This window comes from Janthinobacterium longum (assembly GCF_051380735.1).
GTDB lineage: Bacteria > Pseudomonadota > Gammaproteobacteria > Burkholderiales > Burkholderiaceae_D > Janthinobacterium.
In genome coordinates, this window is sequence record NZ_JBNYXQ010000004.1 from 281,227 (window position 1) to 307,502 (window position 26,276).

Sequence of the window (26,276 nt, forward strand, 5' to 3'; positions counted from 1 at the left end):
CGATGCAGATTACGCCCGGCATCAGTGCCTCCGGATCGCCACCTGTTGAAGGCGGTGCGCGGCACGGGCGTTTGCGCCAGTATCAGCTGCAGCTGCACGAAAGGGTGCAGGCCGCGCGCAGCGGCGCACTGGCCGGGCGCAAGGACCTGGGCGTGCTGCTGGGCGGCCGGCACTGTCTGCTCGACCTCACGCAATTGGGTGAAATCGTGATTCCGGCCGGCCTGCACATCCAGGGCGTGCCACTGGCGCAGGACTGGTACCTGGGCCTGGCGGCCATGCGCGGACGCCTGACGGCCATCATCGACCTGGCGCGCTATATGGGCCAGCCGGCCTGCAGCATGGGCGGCGACAGCCGTCTGATCACATTTGCGCCGCGCCTGGGGCTCGATTGCGCGGTGCTGGTCGAGCGCGTGCTGGGCCTGCGCCAGCAGCGCGGCATGCTGGCCATGGCGCTGCCACCAGGTTTGCACGATGCACCGTGGGCCGCGCATGCGCTGCACGACAGCGAACACCAGCATTGGTTGCGGCTGGACCTGGCGCAACTGGCGCAAGCCGAGCGTTTTCTCGACGCCGGCTTTGCCAGCGCCCTTGCCACCCCCCAGATCGCTCACACACACAAGGAATTGCGCTGATGGGCGACCACTCTTCGATCCTGGCTGACGGCGCCGTGCCGGCCGCCACCATTTCGCCCGACGATTTGCCCTTGCGCCTGCGCGACGCGCTGGGACGGCGCAAGACGCTGGCCAGCGCGCCGGCGACCGACCTGAAACTGCCGCTGATCGGCCATCTGCCACTGCAAAAACAGCTGTCGGTATTGAGCACCGTGATGGCCCTGAGCCTGGCCGCCAGCCTGCTGTTTGTCGGCCTTAATACCCGGAGCGGCAATATCGCTTCGGCCCAGACCCAGCTGGCCAGCGACGCGCTGATGCACTCGCAGCGCCTGGGAAAAGCGGCGCCGAACGCGGTGCAGGGCAATCCCGAGGCGTTCCGCCAGCTGGAGGAAAGCCGCAATGAACTGAACCAGGATTTCCGCCTGATGGTGCGCGGTGGTACTTATCACGGCCGCGATATCGGCGAGTCGCGCGCCAGCTTGCTGGCGGCAGTGGCCGACGCGCGTAAAAAATGGGCCAGCAGCGACCGCGCGGCCGGCACCATCTTGCGCCTGAAGGCGGAACTGGGCCAGTTTGACCAGACCTTGCAGCAATTAAATGCGCGCACGCCGGCCTTGCTGGCGCAAACCGAGGAAATCGCGGCGCTCAAGGTGCAGCGCGGCGGCAACGGGCGCGAGCTGGCCGTGATCGGCCGGCTGATGATGCTGACCCAGCGCATGAGCCGCAGCGCCAGCGGTTTTATCGATTCCGGCAGCATCAGTTCGGAAACCGCCTTCGCGCTGGGGCGCGATACCACCTATTTCCGTGCCGCCGTAGACGGACTGCTCAATGGCAGCGCGACCTTGCAACTGGCACCCACCCGCGATGTGCAATTGCGCGAACAGCTGGTGGCGCTGAAGGCCGGCTTCGACAGCTATCAGAAACTGGTCTCGTTGCTGCTTGACGGCCTCGACAAATTCAGCGCGGCGAAAAGCGCCGAGCAGCTGATCTTCAGCGAAAACGAAGACCTGCGCCAGCGCCTGACCCTGCTGCAGCAGATGTACCATCTGAAACAGGAAAGCCTGGGCGCGGCCTTCTGGTTGATGGTGGGCGGTGTGCTGCTGACCCTGGTGGCAGCGGCCGGCATGGGCCGCGTGCTGCTGCAGGACTCCGTCAACCGCACGCGCGACGCCGAACGGCGGCGCCAGGAAGCCGAGATCCGCCGCCTGCTGTCGCAAGAAAAAGAGGAAGCGGCCAAGGCGCAGAACGACCAGAACCAGGCGGCCATCCTGCGCCTGATGAACGAACTGCAAAAGGTGGCCGACGGCGACCTGACGGTACAGGCAACGGTGTCGGAAGACATCACGGGTGCAATCGCCGATTCGGTCAACTACACGGTCGAAGAACTGCGCGGCCTGGTGGGGCGCGTGACGGCGACCGCCGAACAGGTCAACCGCGCGTCGACCCATGCGCAAAGTATCTCGAGCAAACTGCTGATCGCCTCGCAGCAGCAGTCGCGCGAAATCCAGGGTGTCAGCGCGACAGTGGTGAAAATGGCAAATGCGATCACCGAGGTGTCGAAGTCGGCCAGCGTCTCGGCCGACGTGGCGCGCCAGTCGGTGGCCGCCGCCCTGCAAGGTTCGACGGCGGTGGAAAACGCCATCAAGGGCATGCATGAGATCCGCGACCAGATCCAGGATACCTCCAAGCGCATCAAGCGCCTCGGCGAGTCGTCGCAGGAAATCGGCGAGATTACTGAACTGATTTCCGACATTACCGAACAGACCAATGTGCTGGCGCTGAACGCCGCCATCCAGGCCGCCTCGGCCGGCGAAGCAGGGCGCGGCTTTTCAGTGGTGGCCGAGGAAGTGCAGCGCCTGGCCGAGCGTTCGGCGGGCGCTGCCAAGCAGATCGGCGTGCTGGTACGCACCATCCAGGCAGACACCCAGGATGCAACCCGGGCGATGGAAAAATCGACCCAGGGCGTGGTCGAAGGCGCGCATTTGTCCGACGCGGCCGGCGCCGCCCTGAACGATATCAGCAAGGTGTCGAAACACCTGGCCGAACTGATCCAGGGCATGTCGTTCGCCACCGGTACGCAAGCCGGTTCGGCCAGCGGCATGGCCCTCAATATCCAGCATATCCTGAGCGTGACTGAACAGACCCAGGACGGCACGCAGCAAACGGCGCAGTCGATCCACAAACTGTCGCTGCTGGCGCAGGAGCTGAAAAACTCGGTGTCGCGCTTCCGCGTCGCCGCGTGAGCCAGGATCCGGCGCGTGCCGATTTTTGCGTTATGAATTCTTTACCGAGGCAGGCATGAGCACACCAGATAATCCGCAGCAGTCCAGGCCGCAGCAGTCCAAGCCATTCGACAGCGAGCCCTTGTCGTGGGTAATGGTGGAAATTCGCGAAGCGCTGGCCCGTTCCCGCACGGCTTTGTTCGAAGCTGGCGGGCGCGAGCGCGAAGAGCGCGCCACCGCCCTGCAGCATGCGCGCTCGCATCTGCACCAGGCGCATGGCGCGCTGGTAATGGTCGACGTGGCCGGCGCCGGCCTGCTGACGGCGGGCGCGGAACAGGCGCTGACGCGTTTTCGCGACGGCACGCTGGAGTACACGGTCGACCATGCGCAGGTGGTGGCCGAGCTGTACCAGGCCCTCACCGAATACCTGGAAGACCTGCTGGCCGGGACGCTGCCGCAGCCCACCCGCTTGTTCCCCTACTACCGTGCGCTGCAGACCATGCTGGGCGTGGAGCGCGTGCATCCGGCCGAACTGTTTTTCCCGCCCGCTGTCGATCAGGGCCACGCCATCGTGCTGGCCGAGCCGGTAATTGCCGCCGATTATCCGGCCTGGCGCAGCCGCTTTGAAAAGTCGCTGCTGCCTTATTTGCGGGCGCCGGACGCCGAGGCGCGCCAGTTGCACGCTCAATCCCTGCACGACACCTTGCAATTGGTGGCCGATGCGCAAGCAGAAGCGTCGGCGCGCACCTTCTGGTTCACCATGCAGGCGGTAGCCGGCCTGGCGGCCCAGGGTCAGGGCGGCGACAGCCTGTACATGAAACAGCTGTTCGGCCTGATTAACCTCCAATTGCGCCGCCTGGCGCAAGGCACGGCCGGCTTGCCCGACACCTTGCTGCGCGATGCGCTGTACCTGATCGCCGCCGCTGGCGAGCCCACACCCGCGGCGCGCCAGTTGCGCCAGGCTTTCGAACTCGATGGCCTGGTGGCCGACGACGTGGAAGCGCGGCGCTATGGCCAGGTCGACCAAGCCGCCTTGCAAAGCGCACGCGAAGCGCTGGCGCGCGCGCGCGGCAACTGGCGTGAAGCTGCGCCAGGCGAGGCTTTCAGCGAGGCGCTGCTTGACGTGGCAGCACAGGCGGAGACCTTGAAAGTGCCGGCCCTGGCCAGCCTGCTGCGCCAGGGCGCGGATGTGGCGCGGCAGGCGCAAGGCAATGGCCGCCTGCCGGCGCTGGCAGAGGAAATGGAAACGGCGCTGCTGTTTGCCGAAACCGGCCTGGAGCAACTGCGCAGGCTGCCCGACGATTTCGCCAGCAATGCCGAAACCATCGCCGCACGCTTGCAGGCGCTGCTGGACGGCGAGGCACCATCGGCGCCGGCGCAAGGCGAATTGTCGCGCCAGATCGAACAGGGGCAAGTGGCAGGGGCGCTGGCCGAGGCCATGAAAGCGGGCTTGCGCCAGGTCGAGCAGTTGCTCAATGCCTATTACGCCGATATTGGCCGCCGCACGGAACTGGCCGGCGTGGCGCCGTTGCTCGAGCCGATGCAGCAGACCCTCGATGAGCTGGGCCAGGCGGCCGCCAGCGCGGGCATGCAGCAGGTAGAGTCTGCCGTACAGATGCTGCTGGACGGCGATGGGCGGGCGTCCCGGGCGCCGATGGAAGTGCTCGACGAGATCGCGCAAAACGTCAGCGCGCTGGGATTTTTTGTCGACATGCTGGGCCGCAATCCGCAGGCGGCCAGCGCGCGCTTTCATTTCGATGCCGCCAGTGGCGCCTTCCGCGCGCTGCCGTTCGAAAAAGTGGCGGCAAGCGGCAGCGTGCCGGTGCCGGTGCTCGATCACGCTTTGCCGCCGCAGGCCAGCATGCCGCCGGCGCAAGACACGGCGCCGGCCGCCGGCGATCTCGACGCAGACATGCTCGATATTTTCCTGGCTGAAGCGCGCGAGGTGCTGGCCTTTGTCGAAACCAGCCTGGCCGCGCTGCGCGCCGAGGCGGGTGCCGGCAGTGGCGAACACAGTGGCGAACACCTGGCCATGCTGCGCCGCGCGTATCAGACCCTGAAAGGCAGCAGCCGCATGATCGGCCTGGCGCAGTTTGCCGAAGCGGCCGGCGCCATCGAAAAGGTGCTCAATACCTGGCTGGCCGAGGCGCGCCCGGCCAGCGATGATCTGTATACCCTGCTCAATTATGGCTGGTACCAGTTGAGCGAATGGGTGGCCGAACTGGAGGGCGGCGGCGCGCGCGGGCGCGAGGCGGGCATGCTGCCGGACGCGGCCGAGCGGGTGCGCCAGGGCGGACCGTTCGAACTGCGCAAGCGGCGCCCGGCGGCGAAGGATACGCCAGCACCGGCCCCGGCCAATCCCGGCCACGGCAATGTGATCGGCTTCCCACCGGCCACCGCGCCCACGGTGCACGAGACGCCGGACGACAACCTGAAACACGTGGGCGAGCTGCGCATCAGCCTGCCTCTGTATAACATCTACCTGGCCGAAACCGACGAACTGCTGCGCGTGCTTGAGCGCGACTTCGGCGAATGGCGCCATGAAGCGCGCGCCGTCAGCGCCGACGCGCTGCAGGCCGTGCATACCCTGGCCGGCAGCTCCGGCACGGTAGGTTTTACCGCCTTGCGCGATCTGGCTCACGCGCTGGAAACCGCCATCGAAACCGTGGTGGCGCCGCGTGCCGGGCTGGCCGACGCGCAGCACGACGTGCTGGAACACGCCACCGATGGTATCCGCCAGATGCTGCAGGCGTTTGCCCTGGGCGATCTGGCGCCAGCGCAGCCGGCGCTGATCGAGGAACTCAATACCCTGTGGCGTGCGCTGACTGCGCCGCCAGCGACCAGTGTGCCTGAGCCTGAGCCAGAGAATGGCCTGGACGCCCTGTTCGCTGCCACCTACGCCAGCATCATGGAGGCCGGCAGCAAGCCGGTCGAGAGCGGGCTGGACGCGCTGTTCGCCGCCGCCTACGCCAGCATCGTTGCCGATGGAGCAGGGCAGGGAAATGCCGCGGCGGACGAGGCGCCAGCGGCGCGCATGAAACTGCCGCCGGCGCCCGATACCAGCGCCATCGACGACCTGTTCGATTCCGTGTTCGATACGCCGCCAGCAGTGTCCGAGCCTGAACCCGAGCCGGAACCTGGACTGGAAACCGATGCGCCGGCAATGGTGGCGGCAGATGCGCAGGTCCTGCTGGCCGCCAGCGCCGGTATCAGCGACGAGCTGGACCTGGACTTGCTGCCGGTGTTCCTGGAAGAGGGCGCCGATTTGCTGCCGCAGATCGGTGCTGCGCTGCGCAACTGGCAGCAGCAGCCGCAAGACAGCAGCCAGGCGCAGATGCTGCTGCGTACCCTGCACACGGTCAAGGGCAGCGCGCGCATGGCCGGCGCCATGCGCCTGGGCCAGCATGCGCATGAAATCGAAACGCATATTGAAAACATGCTGCACGCGGGCACGGCCACGCCGCAGGCTTTCGAAGAATTGCTCGCCCATTACGACCATGCGCTGCATCTGTTCGAACAGTTGCAGCAGCCTTTGCTGCCGCTGCCGGGCATGGAAGACAAGCCGCCAGCGGAACCGAAAGCGGCGCTGGTGCGGGTGCGCGCCGACATCCTTGACCGCCTGGTGAACCAGGCCGGCGAAGTGTCGATCACGCGCTCGAAAATCGACAACGAAGTGGGTGTGCTGGGCGCCTCGCTGGCAGAGTTTTCCGACAATCTGGCGCGCTTGCGCCGCCAGCTGCGCGAAGTGGAAATGCAGGCCGAATCGCAGATCGCCTCGCGCATGGCGGTGGGCAGTGCGCGTGATTTCGACCCGCTTGAATTCGACCGTTTTACGCGCTTGCAGGAACTGACGCGCATGATGGCCGAAAGCGTCAACGACGTCGCTTCCTTCCATGAAAACCTGAGCCAGAGCGTCAGCACGGTGGGCGATGACCTGGTGCTGCAGGCGCGCCTGACGCGCGAATTGCAGCGCGACCTGATGCAGATCCGCATGGTGCCTTTTGCCAGCATCGCCGAGCGTTTGTTCCGCGTGGCGCGGCAAAGCGCCAAGGAAGTCGACAAGCGGGTCAACCTCGATATTCGCGGCGGTGCGGTGGAAATTGACCGCAGCGTGCTGGAACGCATGGCCGCACCGTTCGAACATTTGCTGCGCAATGCGATTGCACACGGCATCGAGCCGCGCAAGGCACGCCTGGCGGCAGGCAAGAACGAAACGGGCGAGTTGCTGGTGCAGGTCAGCCAGCAGGGCAATGAAGTGGCGATCGCTTTTTCAGACGATGGCGCCGGGCTGGACCTGGAGCGCATCCGCGCCAGGGCGCGCAGCGCCGGCCTGGTCGCGCCGGACGCCGAGGTCAGCGACGCGCAGGCGGCCGAACTGATCTTCGCGCCCGGCCTGTCCACCGCCGACAGCCTGACCGAGCTGGCCGGCCGTGGTTTCGGCATGGATATCGTGCGCTCGGAAGCGCTGGCGCTGGGCGGGCGGGTCGACACCGCGACCGAAGCGGGCCAGGGGATCCGTTTCACCATCCATCTGCCCCTGACTCTGGCGGTGACACAGGTGGTGCTGCTGGCGGCCAATGGCAAGACCTATGCCTTGCCCTCGGTACTGGTCGAGCAGGTGCTGCATCTGAAGGGCGAGCAGCTGGAGCAAGTGACAAGCTCCGGCCAGATCGATGCGCACGGCCAGTTGCTGGCGCTGCACCAGTTGTCGGCCATGCTGGGCGACCCACCGGCGGCGCCCGCTACCCGGCGCCATGCGCCGGTACTGCTGCTACGCAATGGCAACGACAGGCTGGCGCTGCAGGTTGACGATGTGCTGGGCAACCGCGAAGTGGTGGTCAAGCATGTGGGCCCGCAACTGGCGCGCATGCCGGGCATTGCCGGCGCCACGGTGCTGGGCACCGGCGACATCGTCCTGATCCTGAACCCGGTGGCGCTGGCGCAGCACCTGGCTCACCATCCGGAATTGCTGGCGCAGTACGCGGCGGCGGCCGGCGAAGGCCGGGTGGCGCTGCCAGCACCGCGCGCCTGCGTGATGGTGGTCGACGATTCGCTGACCGTGCGCCGCGTGATGCAGCGCCTGTTCGAGCGCGAAGGTTACCTGGTGCTGCTGGCCAAGGACGGCGTCGACGCGCTCGAGCAGCTGCATGAACTCGAACCGGCTGCGTTGCCGGCCCTGATGCTGGTCGACGTCGAAATGCCGCGCATGGACGGTTTTGATTTGACGCGCAATGTGCGCAGCGACGAACGCACGCGTGCGATTCCCCTCATCATGATCACCTCGCGCAGCGCCGACAAGCACCGCCAGCATGCCTTGGCCCTGGGCGTGAATGCGTATTTCGGCAAACCTTTCCAGGAGCAGGAGCTGCTGGCCGAGGTGGATCGGCTGCTCACAGGGAACTGATCCGCAGTGCCGGCCATGTCTGCTTGATGAAGGCCGTCCACACCAACAGGAAAACAATGAGTATTGACGCCAGACTGAAAAAACTCGCAGCCAAGGCCAGCAGCAAGGGCGAGCATGCGCTCGCTGCGGCCGCCTTTTACCTGATGCAGGATCTGGACGCCATCGACCGGCAAATCAATCTGGTCGGGGCGTTGCATGAAGTGGGCTATCTTCAAAACTCGCTGAAGCCATACTGGCAGGCGTTCAGGATGGACGAGGCGGCGTGGATAGAACGCTGCCTGGCCAGGTTGCTGGTGGCCGACCATGACTATTGGGCACTGGCCGCATTGCTGGGCTGCAATGGTCCGGCGACGATCAGCATGGCGGCCGGCAAGGGCTTCAAGTCCGCCGCGACCAGGCTTTACCAGCGGTTTGACCAGCCCGATGTGCAGGTCGACACCTTGTATCTGAATGCCATCGGCAAGGTGTTGCATCCGATACTGGAGATCGGCCATGACACCCGGGACATGCAGAATGTCGACCTGGGTCGCGCACGCGCACTGACTCTGGACCATGCGCCATGGCAGCCTGGCGATCCACTCGGATCGGTCGGGCTTTCCCTGTCCATGCAGGCAAGGCTGCCGCATGGTGCCTGGCGCTCGGTCTGGGCGCCGTTTGCCACGCAGCAAACGAGCGAGCTTACTTGACCACCTTGACTACCTCATAGCGCGCCAGAGTCTCCTTGCGCGCCTCGTCGTGCTGCACGATGGGCGCCGGATAATCGCGGCCCAGCACGATGTTCTTCTGGTCGAGCAGCATGCGCGGCACCAGCCACGGCGCATGGATTTCCTTGTCGCCCAGCGCTTTCAGCTGCGGCAGATAACGGCGGATAAAGCGGCCGTTGGCGTCGAATTTTTCCGACTGGGTGATCGGGTTGAAGATGCGGAAATAAGGCTGGGCGTCGCAGCCCGACGACGAGGCCCACTGCCAGCCGCCGTTGTTCGAGGCCAGGTCGAAGTCGTTCAGGTGCAGTGCAAAATACGCTTCGCCACGGCGCCAGTCGATGCCCAGATCCTTGATCAGAAAGCAGGCCGTGACCATGCGCAGGCGGTTGTGCATATAGCCGCTCTGGTTCAGCTGCAGCATGGCTGCGTCGACCAGCGGATAGCCGGTGCGCCCTTCGCACCAGGCGGCAAACGCTTCGTCGGCTTGCGCTCCGGTTTCCCAGGCGATGGCGTCGTAGGCGCTCTTGAAAGCACCCTGTTCCACATGCGGATTCTGGTACAGGATCATGGCGTAGAAGTCGCGCCAGATTAGTTCGGACAGCCAGACAGGCGCGCCGTCGCCGCCGCTGCCGCGCTCCATCAGGTCGACCATGGTGCGCACCAGGTAGCGCAGCGACACGGTGCCGAAGCGCAGATGCAGCGACAGGTATGACGGCCCCTTCAGGGCAGGGTAGTCGCGCGCCACGTCGTACTTTTCCACGCGCGCCAGGAAGTCTTCGAACAATGTCGCGCCGCCCGACATGCCGGTGGGGATCGCCAGTTCACCGAGGTTGCTGGGTTCGAAACCGAGCTGCTCCAGGGTCGGCAGAGCCACCGGCTGGCCGCGCGGCGGCGCCAGCCTGGCTGCATGAGGCTCGATATCGTGCGGCGCCAGGCACGACGGGTCGGCCTGCAGTTTTTTCAGCCAGGCATTTTTATACGGCGTGAAGACGGTGTACGGCTTGTCGGACAGGGTCAGCACTTCATCTTTTTCAAAGATCACCTGGTCCTTGAAGCTGAACCATAATCGCGCGTCTGCGGTCAGGGCGTCCGCCACGCCGGCATCGCGGGCGATTGCCTGCGGCTCGTAGTCATGGTTTGCGAACACGGCGTCGGCCTTCAGTTCGGCCGCCAGGCGCGGTATCGCCGTGGCCGCATCGTCGTGCAGCACGATCAGGTCGCCACCGAGCTGGCGCAGTTCGCTGGCCAGTTCAGCCAGGCTGGCATGGATAAAGTCGACGCGCCGGTCGCGGCGCGGCAGGCTGTCCAGAATCGCGGTGTCGTAGACGAAGACGCAGTGCACGGCCTGGCTCTGGCGCAAAGCATGTTGCAGTGCAGCATGGTCAAACGCGCGCAGGTCGCGGCGGAACCAGACCAGGGAGGTATTGAGTGTCATGGGTGTCAGATTGTGCGTATTTGCGTTGTAAAAGGTCAAGAAAGGGCGATTTTTCGCCGCTTGCGGCGCATTATGCCTGTGCGGGCCGCGCCTTGGGCGTCGCCGGCATGGCAATTCAGTGTAAACTAGCGGCTGATTTCGCGGTATTTGCGCGTGCGCCAGCAGAACGGTAACGATCTTACAATCGACGTCCCCACGCAAGCCACGCGCACTCAAATCACGTCGCAAAACCGCATCGTACAAATAATAATGACAGCAGGGGTAAAGTGTCTTGCCAGCAAGCCCACAGAGAGAGCAACGCGCATGAAAAAGAGTAAATTCGACCACACGCTCCCGGGACATCGTTTGATGCAGAGCGCCGGCGAAGGCGCCGCCACCGGTTCATCCACCTTGAATCTGGCCAATCATTTTCTGATCGCCATGCCGGCAATGCAAGACCCTATCTTCGGCGGCACCGTGGTCTATGTGTGCGAACACAATGAAAATGGCGTGCTGGGCGTGGTCATCAACAAGCCGACCGACATGACGATGGATGTGCTGTTCGAGCGCATCGACCTGAAACTGGCGGCCGGCAGCGATACACCCATCGTCAATGAACCGATCATGTTCGGCGGCCCGGTGCAGGACGACCGCGGCTTCGTGCTGCACACGCCCGGTGCGCGCTATTCCTCGTCGCTGACGGTGACCGACGAAGTGGCGTTTACCACCTCGATCGATGTGCTCGAAGCCGTCGCCAAGGGCGAAGGCCCCGAGCGTATGCTGGTCTCGATCGGCTATTCGGGCTGGAGCCCGGGCCAGCTGGAAGAGGAAATCGGCCGCAACGGCTGGCTGACGGTGGGCGCTTCGGCCGATGTCCTGTTCGATTTCCCGATCGCCGAACGCTACGTGGCGGCCATCAAGCTGCTGGGCATCGATCCGCTCATGTTGGCCAGCGAGGCTGGCCACGCATGAACGGTGAGGCGATCGACACCATACTCGCATTTGACTTTGGCCTGAAACGCATCGGCGTGGCCATCGGCAACACCATGATCTGCCAGGCCAAGCCGCTGAGCGTGATCACGGCGATTGCCAATGAACCGAAGTTTGCCGCCATCGCCGCCTTGATCCGCGAATGGGGCGCAACGCGCATCGTGGTGGGCTTGCCGAGCCACCCGGATGGCACCGAACATGAAATGAGCGCGCGCTGCCGGCGCTTTGCCAACCAGGTTCATGGCCGCTTCGGCCTGCCGGTGGAACTGGTCGACGAGCGTTATTCCTCGGCCGTGCTTGCCGCCAGACGCGGTGAAGTGATCGATGACCGCGCCGCCGCCGTAATCTTGCAGCAGTATTTCGACGCCCGGTCCTGAACCGTTTTTTTTGACTACTCCTCCACTTATGTCCAATCTTGTGAATCCCTCCCAACTCGACGCCGAGGCCCTGTACGGGGTCTTGCTGGAGCAAGTGCGCAGCGGCCTGGCCGGCGCCAGCAACGTGGCCATCGTCGGCATCCACTCGGGCGGCGCCTGGCTGGCTGAACGCCTGGCACGCGACCTGGACCTGACGGCCCGCCTGGGCGTGCTCGACGTCTCCTTTTATCGCGACGACTTCGCGCAGAAGGGCCTGCATGCCGACGTCAAGCCGACAAAAATTGCGTTTGACGTCGCTGGCGCCACCATCCTGCTGGTCGACGACGTGCTGTACACGGGCCGCACCACGCGCGCGGCCATCAACGAATTGTTCGATTACGGCCGTCCGGCCAAGATCATGCTGGCCGCCCTGGTAGACCGGGGCGAGCGCCAGTTGCCGGTGGCCGCCGATTTCGTGGCCGCCTTTACCGCCGTGCCGCCGGGCCAGGCGCTGGTACTGAAGCAGGCCGACGATAAATTCACGCTCACCATAGACACCCACCATGCTTAATCCGCAACTGAATAAACACGGCGAACTGCAGCACCTGTTGACTATCGAAGGCTTGCCGAAGTCTATCGTCAACCATATCCTCGACACGGCTTCCTCGTTCGTCGGCATCTCTGACCGCGATGTGAAGAAAGTGCCGCTGATGCGCGGCAAAAGCGTGTTCAACCTGTTTTTTGAAAACTCCACGCGCACCCGCACCACCTTCGAGATTGCCTCGAAACGCCTGTCGGCCGACGTCATCAACCTGAACATCCAGGCTTCGTCGGCCAGCAAGGGCGAATCCCTGCTCGATACCATCGACAACCTGTCGGCCATGCATGCCGACATGTTCGTCGTGCGCCATGCGCAGTCGGGTGCGCCCTACCTGATCGCCAAGCACCTGATCGACACCAGACAGCCGCATGTTCACGTGGTCAACGCCGGTGACGGCCGCCACGCGCACCCGACCCAGGGCCTGCTCGACATGTACACGATCCGCCACTACAAAAAGGATTTCACCAACCTGACGGTGGCCATCGTCGGTGACATCCTGCACAGCCGCGTGGCGCGTTCCGACATCCATGCGCTGACCACCCTGGGTGTGCCGGAAGTGCGCGCCATCGGCCCGCACACCCTGCTGCCGGGCGGCCTGGAGCAAATGGGCGTGCGTACCTTCACCAACATGGATGAAGGCCTGAAAGGCGTCGACGTGATCATCATGCTGCGCCTGCAGAACGAGCGCATGAGCGGCGCGCTGCTGCCGTCGGCGCAGGAGTACTTCAAGAGCTACGGCCTGACGCCGGAGCGCCTGGCGCTGGCGAAACCGGATGCCATCGTGATGCACCCGGGGCCGATGAACCGCGGCGTCGAGATAGATTCGGCCGTGGCCGACGGTCCGCAGGCGGTGATCCTGCCGCAGGTGACCTTCGGTATCGCCGTGCGCATGGCGGTAATGAGTATTTTGGCTGGTAATCAGGGCTGATGGCCCAAGGACGAGAAGCAAGCATGACGACACTACATATCAAGAACGGCCATCTGATCGACCCTGCCAACGGCATCGATGGCGTGCAGGACCTGTTTATCGCCGACGGCAAGGTACTGGCGGTGGGCAGCGCGCCGGCCGGCTTTGTCGCCGACAACACTTTTGACGCGGCCGGCCTGGTGGTCTCGCCGGGCCTGGTCGACCTGTCCGCGCGGCTGCGCGAGCCGGGCTACGAATACAAGGCCACGCTGGAGTCCGAGCTCCAGGCGGCGCTGCAAGGCGGCGTGACCAGCCTGGTATGCCCGCCCGACACCGACCCGGTGTTAGATGAGCCGGGCCTGGTGGAGATGCTGAAATACCGCGCCAAGACGCAGGACAAGGCGCATGTGCACCCTCTGGGCGCGCTGACGATGGGCCTGAAAGGCCAGTCGCTGACAGAAATGGCGGAACTGACGGAAGCTGGTTGCATCGGCTTTGCACAGGCCGAGGAACCAATCGAAGACACCACCGTGCTGCTGCGCGCGATGCAATATGCGAACACCTTTGGCTACACCGTGTGGCTGCGCCCGCAGGACCCGCATATCGGCCGTGGCGGCATTGCCCACAGCGGTCCGCTGGCCTCGCGCCTCGGTTTGTCCGGCGTGCCGGTGATGTCCGAGACCATCGCACTGCACACGATTTTCGAGTTGATGCGGGCTACCCGCGCGCGCGTGCACCTGTGCCGCATCTCGTCCGCCGCCGGCCTGGAACTGATACGCGCGGCGAAAGCCGAAGGCCTGCCGGTGACCTGCGACGTTGGTGTGCACCATGTACACCTGACCGACGCCGACATCGGCTTCTTTGACCCGAATGCGCGCGTCACGCCGCCGTTCCGCAGCCAGCGCGACCGCGACGCGATCCGTGCCGGCCTGTTCGACGGCACCGTCGACGCCATGTGTTCGGACCATACGCCGGTCGACGACGATGAAAAACTGCTGCCCTTCGGCGAGGCGTCGCCTGGCGCTACCGGCCTGGAACTGCTGCTGTCGCTGGCCCTGAAATGGGCCGACGACTATGCGCTGGCGCAGCCGCAAGGCGGTGCCCGTCCTTTGGCGCGCGCCGTGGCCAAGGTCACGGCCGACGCCGCGCGTGTCGCCGGCATCCCGGCCGGCAGCCTGGCCATCGGCGAAGCGGCCGACATCTGCGTGTTCGATCCCGCCGCGCGCTGGACCGTGTCGTCTTCCTCGCTGGCCAGCCAGGGCAAGCACACGCCTTTCCTCGGCTATGAGCTGAGCGGCGTCGTCAGGGCGACCATCGTGGCGGGCCGGGTGGCGTTTCAACGTTGAAGCTGCTGCTTGCCTGGCGCCTGGCCCGCGTCGCCGTTCATCTGGCCATCGGCATGAGCAAAAGCCTGGTGCTGTTTCCATGGTTGGACGTGGCGGGCCGCAACCGGCGCATCCGCGCCTGGTCGCGCCAGCTGCTGGCCATCTGCAACGTGACGGTGGAAGCGTCCGCCAGCCACGCGGCAGCGCTCGACCATTGCATGGTGGTGGCCAATCACGTGTCCTGGCTCGATATTTTTGTCATCAATGCGGTCCATCCTTGCCGCTTTGTCGCCAAGGCCGAGATCCGCTCGTGGCCTGTCCTGGGCTGGCTGGCGGCGCGCGCCGGCACGATCTTTATTTCACGCGGCAACAAGCGCGACTTGCGCAAGATCTTCCAGGGTCTGGTCGACAAATTGCAGCAAGGTGAACGGATCGGCGTATTCCCTGAAGGCACCACGGCCGCGCAAGGGCAGCTGCTGCCATTTCACGCCAATCTGTTGGAAGCGGCGATCGATGCGCAAGTGCCGGTGCAGCCGTTTGCCGTATCCTACGTGGATGCGGCGGGCGTGCCGCACGATGCCGTCGACTTTATCGGCGACATGACGTTCGCGTATAGCATGGTGCGCATCCTCGGTGGCAAACCCGTCGTCGCGCGCCTGGCGTGCCTGGCGCCGATCTCCACGGTCGGTGCGCACCGGCGCGAAGTGGCGCTGGTGGCGCATGCCGCCGTCGCCGCTACCCTCGGGATCAATCCGGAAACTTCACCTGCTGCCTGAGCTGCAGCCGGCGCGCCAGCTGGCCGGTATCAAGCCTGGGCTTTATTTGGCGGCTTTGCCGGCCGGTTGCCGGAAGGCCGGGCAGTCGACCTGGATCAAGGTGCGGTCTTCCAGGCAGACAGCGGACAATTTGCCGCCCCATACGCAGCCGCTATCGAGGCCGATCAAACGGGGCTTCAGCATCAAACCCAGCGCCGACCAATGGCCAAATACCACCGTCTGGCCGGCGCTTTGCCTGCCGGGAACGTCGAACCACGGCATCAGGCCGGAGCCCTTTGGTGCGCTGCCGCTTTCCTTCATCTTGAAGTCCATGCGGCCCTCTTCGGTACAAAAACGCAGCCGTGTCATGGCGTTGACAATGCAGCGCAGGCGGTCGGCGCCGCGCAGGTCGTCGCTCCAGATGGCCGGTTCGTTGCCGTACATGCTGCGCAGGAAATCGATCCAGCCGCCGCCCGACAGCATGGCGGACACTTCATCGGCCAGCAGCAAAGCCTTTTCCACGCTCCATTGCGGCAGCAGGCCCGCGTGCACCAGCAGATGGCCGTCGTGGCGCAGTGCCAGCGGACGGTGGCGTAGCCAGTCAATCAGCTCGTCACGGTCGGGTGCTTCAAGGATATCTCCCAATGTGTCGGAAGCGTGTTCGGGCCGGATGCCGTTGACGACAGCCAGCAAGTGCAGGTCGTGATTGCCCAGCACGCTATTGGCCAGGCCCTGTTGCGCCAGTGAATAGACCAGCCGCAAGGTCGCCAGCGAATCGGGGCCACGGTTGATCAGGTCGCCGGCAAACAGCAGGCGGTAAGGCCCGTTTGCGGTGTCCGCTATGCGCGCCAGCAAGTCCAGTGTCTGATCGTGGCAGCCCTGCAGGTCGCCGATAAAGTAAGTTTTCATGGGATGCGGTGGTCGATGGTGGCTATCAGTGCGTGATCGTACCAGACGATATTTGCGTGCGTCACATCATGCCTGAAATGCCATCCGCCAACCTGGGCACTTGATAATTGTCAAACGATGTCGAGGCAGGCACGGTTCGGCTTGTCAAAAAAGCTAGCACCTATGTATCAAATGGTAAATAGTGTTAGCAATCATGGGATGCATTGCTACTATCGCTCGCGCTATGCCCCTGCGCGTCACCGAATTGATAAATTAAAAATATCTGACGTGCCGCATGGCCCTGCATGAAAAAACAATTGCGCGCTCTCGATGGCTGTTTGGCGACACCGGGTGAATATCTGCCGGGCGGTATTCATTGTGATGGTTAGAACGTTGCGTCAGCTGGCAAACCCGATCTTTTATTGATAAAAAATGTTTTCTTTCATCGTGAGCTTTGTTGCATCTGCCTTATTGACACTGTTGATCATAAAACAGGTGCAATTGCATAAGTCCGCGCTTGATTCGGATTTCCAGGGCGTACAAAAAGTGCATTCGCATCTGGTGGCGCGTATCGGCGGCTTGTCGATTTTCCTGGCCGTGATGCTGAGCGCCATGGTCTCGATCTGGCGCCTGCCGGACATGGCTTACTGGATGATCGCTCTGCTGCTGTGCTCGGCAATTGCCTTTGCCGGTGGCATAGTCGAGGATTTCACGGGCAAGGTCAGCCCCATCGGTCGCTTGCTGCTGACCATGGCGGGTGCCTTGCTGGCGTATTTTCTGATCGATGCGCGCATTGTGCGCATCGATTGGCTGTCTTCCAGCTGGGCCATCCCGTTTATCTGGCTCAGCTTGCCGATCACTGTGCTGGCCGTGGCCGGTATCGCCAATGCCATCAATATCATCGATGGCTTCAATGGCCTGGCCAGCGTAGTGTCGATTTGCATGCTGTTATCACTGGCGTATGTAGCCTTGCAGGTCAACGATTCGTTTATCCTGGTCACCGCCCTGCTGGTGGCAGGCGCGATCACCGGTTTCCTGATCTGGAACTATCCGGTTGGCCTGATCTTCCTCGGCGATGGCGGCGCCTATTTCATCGGTTTCATGCTCGGTGAACTGACTTTGCTGCTGGTCATGCGCAATCCGGAAGTATCGACCTGGTATGCCGTATTGCTGTTGATCTACCCCGCTTTTGAAACCCTGTTTTCCGCCTACCGCCGTGCCTTCATTCAAGGTAAATCTCCAGTCATGCCAGATGGCATACATTTGCATAGCCTGATTTTCCGCCGTATCGTGCGATGGACGGTGGGCCGCAAGGAAGCGCGCGCGCTGATGCGCCGCAATTCCCTCACATCGCCATATTTGTGGCTGTTTTCATTGATGGCGGTGATACCCGCAACGCTATTGTGGCGCCATAGCGGGCTGTTGATTTGCTGTTCCCTGATATTTATTGCCACTTATATCTGGTTATATCTGCGTATTATTCGTTTCAAATCGCCGCGCTGGATGATTATGTGCAAGAAGAGTTAATGTGTTTTCATGAATCGGTGTATATTCCATGGGTTTTTTGTAGCGCATATTCATTTTCCAGAAAGTAAAGCATGAATTTATCGACATTGACCGTGGCCGAATTACGCAATCTGGCGCAAAAGGTCCAGCAAGAAGTCAGTCATCGTGAACGCGATGACTTGAACAAGGCGCGCGAACAGATCATGGCGATCGCACAGCAGGCGGGCATTCCGCTGAAACAGCTGATCCAGGATGGCCTGCACCCGCGCGTGGTGGGCAAGGTCGCGGTAAAGTTCCGCAATCCCGATAATTCCAGCGAGCAATGGACCGGCCGCGGCCGCCAGCCACTGTGGGTCAGGCACTGGCTCGAATCGGGCAAGTCGATCGATCTGCTGCGGGTATAATTCGGTTTACTATTGGCGCAGTGGCAAGTCCGCTGTACCATGTCTTCCACTTTTACCTTCCCCTACGCTCAGACCATGCTCCCTCTGTCAAAAACGATTTTCAAAGCTTACGATATTCGCGGCATCATCGATAAAACCCTCGACGCCAGCGTGGCCAGGAAGATCGGACAGGCTTTTGGCCAGGCCGCATTGGCCAAGGGCGAACAGCGGGTGGTGATCGGCCGTGACGGCCGCTTGTCCGGCCCGGAACTGGCCGCAGCGCTGGCGCAGGGCCTGCAAGCGGCCGGCGTCGACGTGATCGACCTGGGCGTGGTTGCCACGCCGATGGTGTACTTCGGTACCAATGTGCTCGACACGAAGTCGGGCATCATGGTCACCGGCAGCCACAATCCGCCCGACTACAACGGCTTCAAGATGGTACTGGCCGGCGAAGCGATCCATGGCGAAGCCATCCTGTCGTTGTACCAGAGCATCGTTGACCATGACGGCAGCGCCAGCGCCACTCCTGGCAGCTACACCACGCATGACATCCGTTCGGCTTATATCGACCGCATCCTGGGCGACGTGAAACTGGCGCGCCCGATCAAGATCGCCGTCGATTGCGGCAATGGCGTGGCCGGCGCATTCGCCGGTGACCTGTTCCGTGGCATGGGTTGCGAGGTGATCGAACTGTTCTGCGAAGTCGATGGCAATTTCCCGAACCACCATCCGGATCCGGCCCACCCTGAAAACCTGCAGGACCTGATACGCTGCCTGGCCGAGAGCGACGCTGAAATCGGCATCGCCTTTGACGGTGACGGCGACCGCCTGGGCGTGGTCACCAAGGATGGCCAGATCATCTATCCGGATCGCCAGATGATGCTGTTCGCCGCCGACGTGCTGACGCGCCATCCGGGCGAGCAGATTCTGTACGACGTGAAATGCACGCGCCACCTGGCGCCTTACATCACCAAGCATGGCGGCGTGCCACTGATGTACAAGACCGGCCACTCGCTGGTGAAAGCCAAGCTGCGCGAAACCGGCGCCCCGCTGGGTGGCGAAATGAGCGGCCATATCTTCTTCAAGGACCGCTGGTACGGTTTCGACGACGGCCTGTACTCGGGCGCGCGCCTGCTGGAAATCCTGACCCGCGAAAGCGATCCATCGGCATTGCTGAACTCGCTGCCGCAATCGGACAGCACGCCAGAGCTGCACCTGGAACTGAAGGAAGGCGAGAACGTCGCGCTGATGGACATGTTGCGCCGCGATGCCGTTTTCCCGGGCAATGAGCAGATCATCACCATCGACGGCCTGCGCGTGGAATACGCGGACGGCTTCGGCCTGGCGCGTTCGTCGAACACCACGCCGGTGATAGTGATGCGCTTTGAAGCGGAAACGCCGGAAGCGCTGGCGCGCATCCAGGGCCAGTTCAAGAGCGTGATCCTGGCTGCCAAGCCTGACGCGGTCCTGCCGTTCTAGGTTCGTGGCGGGCCAGGTGGGCGCACGACAGCCCTTGAAGATATTGCTGGTGCGCGTCTCTTCGCTGGGCGACGTGCTGCACAACCTGCCGATGGTGGCCGACATCGCCCGCCATTATCCCGATGCCACCATCGACTGGGTGGTGGAGGAGGGTTATACGAGCCTGGTACGTTTGAATCCGCGCGTCGGCACCATCTTTCCGTTCGCGCTGCGGCGCTGGCGCAAAAGTCTGGGCAAGAAGGAGACGCGCGCCGAAATCGTCGCCTTCTTGCGCACCCTGCGCCAGACCCGCTACGATTATGTGTTCGACACCCAGGGTTTGCTGAAGACCGGCATCATCATGGGCGCGGCACGCCTGGCGCCCGGCGGCCAGAAAGTGGGCCTGGCCAATGGCAGCGAAGGCTCGGGCTACGAAGGCATTTCGCGTATCTTTCATACCAAAAGCATACCCCTCGATCCGCGCACCCATGCGGTAGCGCGCGGCCGGCTGGTCGCCGCCGCCGCACTCGGCTATACCGTCGACACGCCAGCCGATTTCGGCCTGCCCGCGGTATCGGCCAGCGAACCACGCCCCGACTGGATGGGCCAGGCGCCATATGCCGTGTATTTTCACGGCACCGCGCGTGACGCCAAGAAATGGGCGCCGGAAAACTGGATCGCCCTGGGTCAGGCCCTGGCACCGATGACCATTCTGCTGCCCTGGGGTTCACCCAGGGAAAAGCTGGAAGCCGACGTGCTGGCGGCCAGCCTGCCGAACGCGCGCGTGCTGCCGAAACTGTCGATGGCGGACGCCACCTTGCTGGCGCGCCATGCGGCGCTGGTGATCGGCGTCGACACCGGCCTGACTCATATCGCCGCCGCATTCGTGCGCCCGACGGTGGAAATCTACGCCGATTCGCCGCTGTGGAAAACCGAGGGCAACTGGTCGAACAACATTATCAACCTGGGTGACCAGGGCAGCCCGCCCGGGGTGCCCGAAGTGCTGGCTGCGGCCAGGCTGCTGCTGGCCGACTGACGGCAAGGTTTATTCATGCGACTACTCTATACCCTGGCCTGGTGGCTGGCCCTGCCGCTGGTGCTGGCGCGCCTGTGGCTGCGCGGGCGCCAGGAACCTGGCTACCGCCAGCACTGGGGCGAGCGCCTGGGCTGGTACGGCAGCAAACCTGCGGCCGTACCGATGACCATCTGGCTGCACGCCGTCTCGGTCGGCGAAACGCGCGCGGCCGAACCGCTGGTTGATGCCCTGCTGGCCGATTGGCCAAGCTGCCGCATCGTGCTGACCCATATGACCCCGACCGGCCGCGCCACCGGCCGCGCACTGTTCGCCAGACATGGCGCGCGGCTGGTGCAAAGCTATCTGCCGTATGACACCGGTGCCATGCCGGCGCGCTTTATCCGCCATTTTTCGCCGCGCATCTGCATCCTGATGGAAACCGAAGTGTGGCCCAACCTGATCCACCAATGCCGGCGCCACCAGGTGCCGGTGGTGCTGGCCAATGCGCGCCTGTCGCAGCGTTCGCTGAAGAAGGCGCAGCGCCTGGGCCAGTTGATACTTGAGGCTGCACGCGCCATTACGCTGGTGGCTGCGCAAACGCCGGACGACGCCGCGCGCGTGCGCCAGCTCGGTGTGCAAGAGGTGGTGGTTACCGGCAGCATCAAGTTCGACGTGGTGGTGCCGGAAGCGGCGCTGGCTACCGGCGCCTGGCTGCGTGCAGCTATCGGCCAGCGTCCCGTGCTGCTGTGCGCCAGCACGCGCGAAGGTGAAGAAGAACTGATACTCGATGCATTTGCCCGCGCCAGATTGCCGCCTGCGACCTTGCTGCTGCTGGTGCCGCGCCATCCGCAGCGTTTCGACGAAGTGGAAAAGCTGGTGGCGTCGCGCGGTCTGGGGCTGCAGCGCCGCTCAAGCCTCGCAGCTGGCGCCGTTGTGGCGCCAGCCACGCAAGTGCTGCTCGGTGATACGATGGGCGAAATGTTTGCGTACTACGCGGCCTGCGACTGCGCTTTTGTCGGCGGCAGTTTGCTGCCGCTCGGCGGGCAAAACCTGATTGAGCCGGCAGCGCTGGGCAAACCGGTGCTTATCGGCGCGCACACCTTCAATTTTGCGCTGGTAACCGAGCAGGCGATCGAGGCCGGCGGCGCGGTGCTGGTGGCGGATGCCGATGCACTGATGGCGCAGGCCGCGTCGCTGATGCAGGATGGTCCACGCCTGGCTGCAATGGGCGCAAAGGCGCTGGCGTTTGCGGCGCAGCACCGTGGCGCTACGCCGCGCACGATCGCGGCGATCAGATCGTTAATTTAATTGAATAATACCGGCAGCTCCTGCGAGCGCTTGCGCAAGGCCTGCTTGGCGCCATCGTAATCGGGATAGATCGATTCGACGGTGGCCCAGAAACGCGGGCTGTGGTTCATTTCCAGCAGGTGCGACAGTTCGTGCGCCACCACGTAGTCGACCAGCGGCAGGGCGAAGTGGATCAAGCGCCAGTTCAGGCGGATTTTTCTCTGTACGGTACAACTGCCCCAGCGCGTGCCGGCCGACGACAGCGACAATGAATCGTAGCGTACGCCCAGTTTTGCCGCGTACAGGTCAAGCCGTTCTTCGAACAGCTGGCGCGCCTCGTGCTGGAACCAGGCTTTCACTTTTTCCTTCAACTGTTGCTCGGTGCCGGTCGGTGTGACCCACACGTGCAATTCGCCGCTGTCGCGCTGGAAGCTGGCGCGGTGGCGCGGCGCCTGGTGCAGGCGCAGGGTGATTTCGCCGCCCAGGTAGGGCAGCACGGCGCCGTCGCTCCACACCACCGGGGGGCGCTGCTGGCGCTGCACCTTGCGCTCGCCCCGCTCCTGCAATTTCGAGATGATCCAGCCCTGTTTGGCGCGTATCGCGTTGTCGATTTCGGCCAGGGTCACGCGCTTCGGTGCGGTCACGCGCAGGCCATTGTCGTCGATCATGAAGCCGATCGAGCGGCGCGTCGAGCGGCGCAGGGCGAATTCCAGCAGGTGGGGGCCGAGCTGCAGCTGGCGCAGCGGCGGGCCGTCGGCGGAACGGGGCGGGGAAGGCAGGGGCGGCAATGCCGGGACGACAAGGGGCGGGACGGCAGCGGGCGGCACATCGGCCACGATGGGGGGGGCCACGGGAAGCACCGGCGGCGCCATCGGGCGCGCCACCGGGGGCGTGCTGGTCGAGACGTCATGCGCGAACAGATCCAGTTGCTGGTCGCCGACCCTGATGGTCTTCATCTGCTCACGCAGTGTCGGCTCCTGGATGACCGCGCTGATGCCGTCTAGCCAGCGTTGTAGGCGTGAGGCGAAATGACGCGCATTTCTGATTCTATCCAATTTTCCACCTGTTGCATCATGCTGTCCGGGGTTTGCCCTTCCGGCGAAATCGGTTTGCCTATCGAGACCGTGATCACTCCCGGCCGCTTGAGAAATGACTGCTTGGGCCAGCACTCGCCCGAGTTATGGGCGATCGGCACCACCACTGCTCCGGTGGCAATCGCCAGACGCGTGCCACCGCTCTTGTACTTGCCTGTCTGGCCGACCGGGATGCGGGTGCCTTCGGGGAACATGATAATCCATTGACCATCTGCGAGGCGGCGTTTGCCATGCGCGACCACGCTTTTGAAGGCGTGCTTGCCCTGCTTGCGGTCGATCGGGATCATGCGCAGCAGCGCCATGGCCCAGCCGAAAAACGGAATGTACAGGATCTCTTTCTTGAATACATACACCAGCGGGCGAGGCAGGCTGGGCAGCAGGAAGATGGTTTCCCAGGCCGACTGGTGTTTCGACAGCACGATGGCCGGCGCGTCGGGGAAGTTCTCGGCGCCCTTGACCTCATAACGGATGCCGCAAATGACTTTGGCGCACCAGATGATGAACACGTTCCAGCGCGACGTGAACCAGTAGCGCTTGTTATAACTGAATGGCGCGGCAAAAAAGCACGCGCAGGCCCAGACGATGGTGGCCACGATCATGATGACCATGAACAGCAGTGACCTGAGGAACAGGGAAATAGTACGCAAGCGGTTCTCCGGATTAAATACTGAATGCCACGGTGGGCGATGGCGCGGCGCCAGCCGGCGCCTTGAGCAGGTGGCTGACTACGGCCGCCAGGTCGGCAAAAACCTGGGTGCCGGGTGGCAGTCCGCCGGTTTCATTGGTGCTTGTGCCCTTGCCGGTCAGGACCAGGTAGGGCGCGCAGCCGCTGATAAAGCCGGCCTGCAGGTCGCGCAGCGAGTCGCCGACGGTCGGCACGCCTTTCAGGCTGGTGTTGTAGCGCTGCGAGATTTCATGGAACATGCCCGGCTTGGGCTTGCGGCAGTCGCAATTGTCGGCGCCCGCATGCGGGCAAAAGAAGATGGCGTCGATATCGGCGCCGACCTGCTGCGCCAGCGTGTGCATCTTCTGGTGTATTGCGTTCAGCACCGACATGTCGAAGTACTCGCGCGCGATACCGGACTGGTTCGAGGCGATCACCACGCGGTAACCGGCCTGGTTCAGGCGGGCGATCGCTTCGAGCGAACCGGGTATCGGCAGCCATTCGGCCGGCGACTTGATAAAGTCCGGCGAGTCATGATTGATGACACCATCACGGTCGAGGATGATCAGTTTCATCGCCGGCGCGCCCATTATGCCGCCAGCTTGGAAATGTCGGCCACGCGGTTCATCATGCCATGCAAGGAGGACAGCAGGGCCAGGCGATTGTTGCGCAGGGCGACATCCTCGGCCATCACCATCACGTCGTTGAAAAAGCCGTCGACATCGTCACGCAGCTGCGCCAGCGTTTGCAGGGTGCCCGTGAAGTCGCCCCTGGCAAACGCCGCATCGACTTCCGGCTGCACGCGCGAGACGGCGGCGGCCAGTTTTTTCTCGGCTTCGTCCTGCAGCAGCGCCACGCTGACGCCACTGTCGGCAACCAGCTTGAGCGCTTCTTCGTTCTTTTTCAGGATATTCGTGATGCGCTTGTTGGCGCTGGCCAGCGAGGCGCTTTCCGGCAGCGCGGCGAACGCCTGCACCGCTTCCAGGCGCTGCACGATATCGTCAAGGCGATCCGGATTTTGCGCCACCACCGCTTCGATCTCGTTGGGCGAAAAACCGCGCTCGCGCAGGATGCCGCGCAGGCGTTCCAGTATGAAGACAGTGACATCCGCCACCGGGTCCTTGAAGCCGGGGATGGCCGCAAATTGCGCGGCAGCGTCGCCCAGCAGGCCCTGGATCGACAGCGGCAAACGTTTTTCCAGCAGCATGCGCAGTACGCCCAGCGCATGGCGGCGCAGCGCGAACGGGTCCTTGTCGCCGGTTGGCGCCAGGCCAATTGACCAGATGCCGACCAGGGTTTCAAGCTTGTCGGCCAGCGCCACGGCGGTGCCGGTGGCGGTCGACGGCAGCGCGTCCCCGGCAAAGCGCGGCTGGTAGTGTTCCGAGGCGGCCAGCGCCACTTCTTCCGGCTCGCCGTCATGGCGCGCGTAATACGTGCCCATGATGCCTTGCAGCTCGGGGAATTCGCCCACCATGTCGGTCAGCAGATCGGCCTTGGCCAGCAGGGCGCCACGTTTTGCCAGTTCCACGTCGCCACCGAGCTTGGCAGCGATTGCGCCAGCGATTGCCGTGACGCGCTCTGTGCGCGCAGCCTGCGTGCCCAGCTTGTTGTGATACACCACATTGGCCAGCAGTGGCAAACGCGACTCCAGGGTTTTCTTTTTGTCCTGCTCGAAGAAGAACTTGGCATCCGACAGGCGTGGGCGCACCACGCGCTCGTTGCCGCCGATAATGTGTTGCGGCGTGTCGGTGGCGATGTTCGAGACGATCAGAAAGCGCGAGCGCAGCTTGCCTTCGCTGTCGGTCAGCGCAAAGTATTTCTGGTTCGTTTGCATGGTGAGAATCAGGCACTCCTGCGGCACGGCCAGGAATTCTTCCTCGAAGTGGCACTCGTAGACCACCGGCCATTCGACCAGGGCAGTGACTTCATCGAGCAGCGACTCGGGCATCAGCACCTGGTCGGCACCGGCTTTTTCCAGCAACTGGGCGCGGATGGTGGCCTTGCGCTCTTCCACGCTGGCGATTACGCTGGCGTCGAGGATCAGGCTGGCGGCATAGTTTTCCGCGTGCTTGATGGTGATAGCCTCGCCATTCGTCAGGAAGCGGTGACCCAGCGTTTCGCGCCCGGCGCTCAGGCCCAGCAGGGTCAATGGCAGTACATTGATGCCGTGCAGGGCGATCAGGCTATGCGCCGGGCGCACGAATTGCACGGTGCTGCCGTCGGGGCGCTGGTAGCTCATCAGTTTTGGAATCGGCAGCTTGGCGCACGATTCGGTCAAGGCCGCTTGCGCGCCAGTGGCCAGCAGGCTGCCCGGAGCCGTATGCGTGTAGAAAAAGCTCTCGGCCTTGCCGTCGGCGGCGCGTTCCAGGTCCGCCACCGTCAGGTCGGGAAAGCCCAGCGCGGCCAGTTTCTTGGCCAGCGGCGCGGTACCGTTGCCGTTCGCATCGAGCGCCACCGAGACGGGCAGCACTTTTTCGCGGATCGATTTGTCTGGCGACACTTCGCGTACATTGGTAATGGAGACGGCCAGGCGGCGTGGCGAGGCGTAGCTGGTGGCGACGCTGTCGTCTTCCAGGAAGTCGCGCGATTTGAGGCCGTTGACGATGCCGGCGGCAAAAGCGGCGCCCAGCTTGGCCAGCGCTTTCGGCGGCAGTTCTTCGGTCAGCAGTTCGATAAGCAGTGTTTGGTTCAT

Annotated in this window: 21 protein-coding genes; 15 read left to right on the plus strand and 6 right to left on the minus strand. The window is 63.6% G+C overall.

What is annotated here, in order from left to right; all coding sequences use genetic code 11:
* Window positions 1–2 precede the first annotated feature (2 nt).
* Genes ACQ4WM_RS14050 through ACQ4WM_RS14065 form a run of 4 tightly spaced genes read left to right on the plus strand, consistent with a single transcriptional unit; the run spans window position 3 to window position 8,923 of the window.
* Window positions 3–632 carry a chemotaxis protein CheW gene (locus tag ACQ4WM_RS14050; RefSeq protein ID WP_436547287.1) on the plus strand — a complete coding sequence of 210 codons (630 nt, stop codon included), beginning with the start codon at window positions 3–5 and terminating at the stop codon, window positions 630–632.
* Complete coding sequence (locus ACQ4WM_RS14055) at window positions 632–2,854, plus strand: methyl-accepting chemotaxis protein (protein WP_436547288.1); 2,223 nt, start codon at window positions 632–634, stop codon at window positions 2,852–2,854. Before ACQ4WM_RS14050 ends, ACQ4WM_RS14055 begins: the two co-directional genes overlap by 1 nt.
* Window positions 2,855–2,909: 55 nt before the next feature.
* Entirely contained in the window at window positions 2,910–8,237 is a 5,328-nt protein-coding gene (locus tag ACQ4WM_RS14060) for an Hpt domain-containing protein (RefSeq protein ID WP_436547289.1), read from the plus strand.
* A gap of 56 nt (window positions 8,238–8,293) precedes the next feature.
* Window positions 8,294–8,923: a hypothetical protein gene (locus ACQ4WM_RS14065; protein WP_436547290.1), complete on the plus strand. Its 630-nt coding sequence runs from the start codon at window positions 8,294–8,296 to the stop codon at window positions 8,921–8,923.
* Here ACQ4WM_RS14065 and ACQ4WM_RS14070 read toward each other — a convergent pair.
* On the minus strand, window positions 8,916–10,376 hold the full coding sequence (locus ACQ4WM_RS14070) for a cryptochrome/photolyase family protein (RefSeq protein WP_436547291.1): 1,461 nt from the start codon (window positions 10,374–10,376) through the stop codon (window positions 8,916–8,918). The genes ACQ4WM_RS14065 and ACQ4WM_RS14070 overlap by 8 nt on opposite strands.
* A 303-nt stretch (window positions 10,377–10,679) precedes the next feature.
* Here ACQ4WM_RS14070 and ACQ4WM_RS14075 point away from each other — a divergent pair, with 303 nt between their 5' ends.
* Genes ACQ4WM_RS14075 through ACQ4WM_RS14100 form a run of 6 tightly spaced genes read left to right on the plus strand, consistent with a single transcriptional unit; the run spans window position 10,680 to window position 15,310 of the window.
* Window positions 10,680–11,327, plus strand: coding sequence for a YqgE/AlgH family protein (locus ACQ4WM_RS14075; RefSeq protein WP_436547292.1), 648 nt, complete (start codon window positions 10,680–10,682; stop codon window positions 11,325–11,327).
* A complete protein-coding gene (ruvX, locus tag ACQ4WM_RS14080) occupies window positions 11,324–11,722 on the plus strand; it encodes a Holliday junction resolvase RuvX (protein WP_436547293.1) in 399 nt (132 codons plus the stop codon). Before ACQ4WM_RS14075 ends, ruvX begins: the two co-directional genes overlap by 4 nt.
* A 28-nt stretch (window positions 11,723–11,750) precedes the next feature.
* The gene (gene pyrR, locus ACQ4WM_RS14085) at window positions 11,751–12,272 is read left to right on the plus strand and encodes a bifunctional pyr operon transcriptional regulator/uracil phosphoribosyltransferase PyrR (RefSeq protein ID WP_436547294.1); all 522 of its coding nucleotides are present in this window, start codon (window positions 11,751–11,753) and stop codon (window positions 12,270–12,272) included.
* On the plus strand, window positions 12,265–13,230 hold the full coding sequence (locus ACQ4WM_RS14090) for an aspartate carbamoyltransferase catalytic subunit (RefSeq protein WP_034780223.1): 966 nt from the start codon (window positions 12,265–12,267) through the stop codon (window positions 13,228–13,230). The genes pyrR and ACQ4WM_RS14090 overlap by 8 nt, the downstream gene beginning before the upstream one ends.
* 23 nt (window positions 13,231–13,253) lie before the next feature.
* Complete coding sequence (locus tag ACQ4WM_RS14095; protein WP_436547295.1) at window positions 13,254–14,555, plus strand: dihydroorotase; 1,302 nt, start codon at window positions 13,254–13,256, stop codon at window positions 14,553–14,555.
* Complete coding sequence (locus ACQ4WM_RS14100) at window positions 14,552–15,310, plus strand: lysophospholipid acyltransferase family protein (protein WP_436547296.1); 759 nt, start codon at window positions 14,552–14,554, stop codon at window positions 15,308–15,310. Before ACQ4WM_RS14095 ends, ACQ4WM_RS14100 begins: the two co-directional genes overlap by 4 nt.
* Before the next feature lie 42 nt (window positions 15,311–15,352).
* Here the strand turns inward: ACQ4WM_RS14100 and ACQ4WM_RS14105 are convergent, their stop codons facing one another.
* Complete coding sequence (locus ACQ4WM_RS14105; protein ID WP_436547297.1) at window positions 15,353–16,198, minus strand: symmetrical bis(5'-nucleosyl)-tetraphosphatase; 846 nt, start codon at window positions 16,196–16,198, stop codon at window positions 15,353–15,355.
* 411 nt (window positions 16,199–16,609) lie between these two features.
* On the opposite strand from ACQ4WM_RS14105, the gene ACQ4WM_RS14110 reads away from it, so the two are divergent.
* From ACQ4WM_RS14110 to waaA, 5 genes are all read left to right on the plus strand, one after another.
* Window positions 16,610–17,704, plus strand: a complete 1,095-nt coding sequence (locus tag ACQ4WM_RS14110) for an MraY family glycosyltransferase (RefSeq protein WP_436547298.1) — start codon at window positions 16,610–16,612, stop codon at window positions 17,702–17,704.
* A 71-nt stretch (window positions 17,705–17,775) separates the two neighbouring features.
* Window positions 17,776–18,087, plus strand: coding sequence for an H-NS histone family protein (locus ACQ4WM_RS14115; protein ID WP_436547299.1), 312 nt, complete (start codon window positions 17,776–17,778; stop codon window positions 18,085–18,087).
* Between the two features lie 75 nt (window positions 18,088–18,162).
* The gene (locus ACQ4WM_RS14120) at window positions 18,163–19,545 is read left to right on the plus strand and encodes a phosphomannomutase/phosphoglucomutase (protein WP_436547300.1); all 1,383 of its coding nucleotides are present in this window, start codon (window positions 18,163–18,165) and stop codon (window positions 19,543–19,545) included.
* Window positions 19,546–19,579: 34 nt separating this feature from the next.
* Window positions 19,580–20,560, plus strand: a complete 981-nt coding sequence (waaC, locus tag ACQ4WM_RS14125; RefSeq protein ID WP_436547301.1) for a lipopolysaccharide heptosyltransferase I — start codon at window positions 19,580–19,582, stop codon at window positions 20,558–20,560.
* Window positions 20,561–20,575: 15 nt separating this feature from the next.
* Window positions 20,576–21,847, plus strand: a complete 1,272-nt coding sequence (waaA, locus tag ACQ4WM_RS14130) for a lipid IV(A) 3-deoxy-D-manno-octulosonic acid transferase (RefSeq protein ID WP_436547302.1) — start codon at window positions 20,576–20,578, stop codon at window positions 21,845–21,847.
* Here the strand turns inward: waaA and ACQ4WM_RS14135 are convergent.
* The 4 genes from ACQ4WM_RS14135 to glyS are packed head-to-tail and all read right to left on the minus strand — an operon-like array spanning window position 21,844 to window position 26,276.
* Complete coding sequence (locus ACQ4WM_RS14135) at window positions 21,844–22,782, minus strand: M48 family metallopeptidase (protein ID WP_436547303.1); 939 nt, start codon at window positions 22,780–22,782, stop codon at window positions 21,844–21,846. The genes waaA and ACQ4WM_RS14135 overlap by 4 nt on opposite strands.
* 44 nt (window positions 22,783–22,826) lie before the next feature.
* The gene (locus ACQ4WM_RS14140) at window positions 22,827–23,567 is read right to left on the minus strand and encodes a lysophospholipid acyltransferase family protein (protein ID WP_436547304.1); all 741 of its coding nucleotides are present in this window, start codon (window positions 23,565–23,567) and stop codon (window positions 22,827–22,829) included.
* A gap of 13 nt (window positions 23,568–23,580) precedes the next feature.
* Window positions 23,581–24,159, minus strand: coding sequence for a D-glycero-beta-D-manno-heptose 1,7-bisphosphate 7-phosphatase (gene gmhB / locus ACQ4WM_RS14145; RefSeq protein ID WP_436547305.1), 579 nt, complete (start codon window positions 24,157–24,159; stop codon window positions 23,581–23,583).
* 14 nt (window positions 24,160–24,173) lie between these two features.
* Window positions 24,174–26,276 carry a glycine--tRNA ligase subunit beta gene (glyS, locus tag ACQ4WM_RS14150; RefSeq protein ID WP_436547306.1) on the minus strand — a complete coding sequence of 701 codons (2,103 nt, stop codon included), beginning with the start codon at window positions 26,274–26,276 and terminating at the stop codon, window positions 24,174–24,176.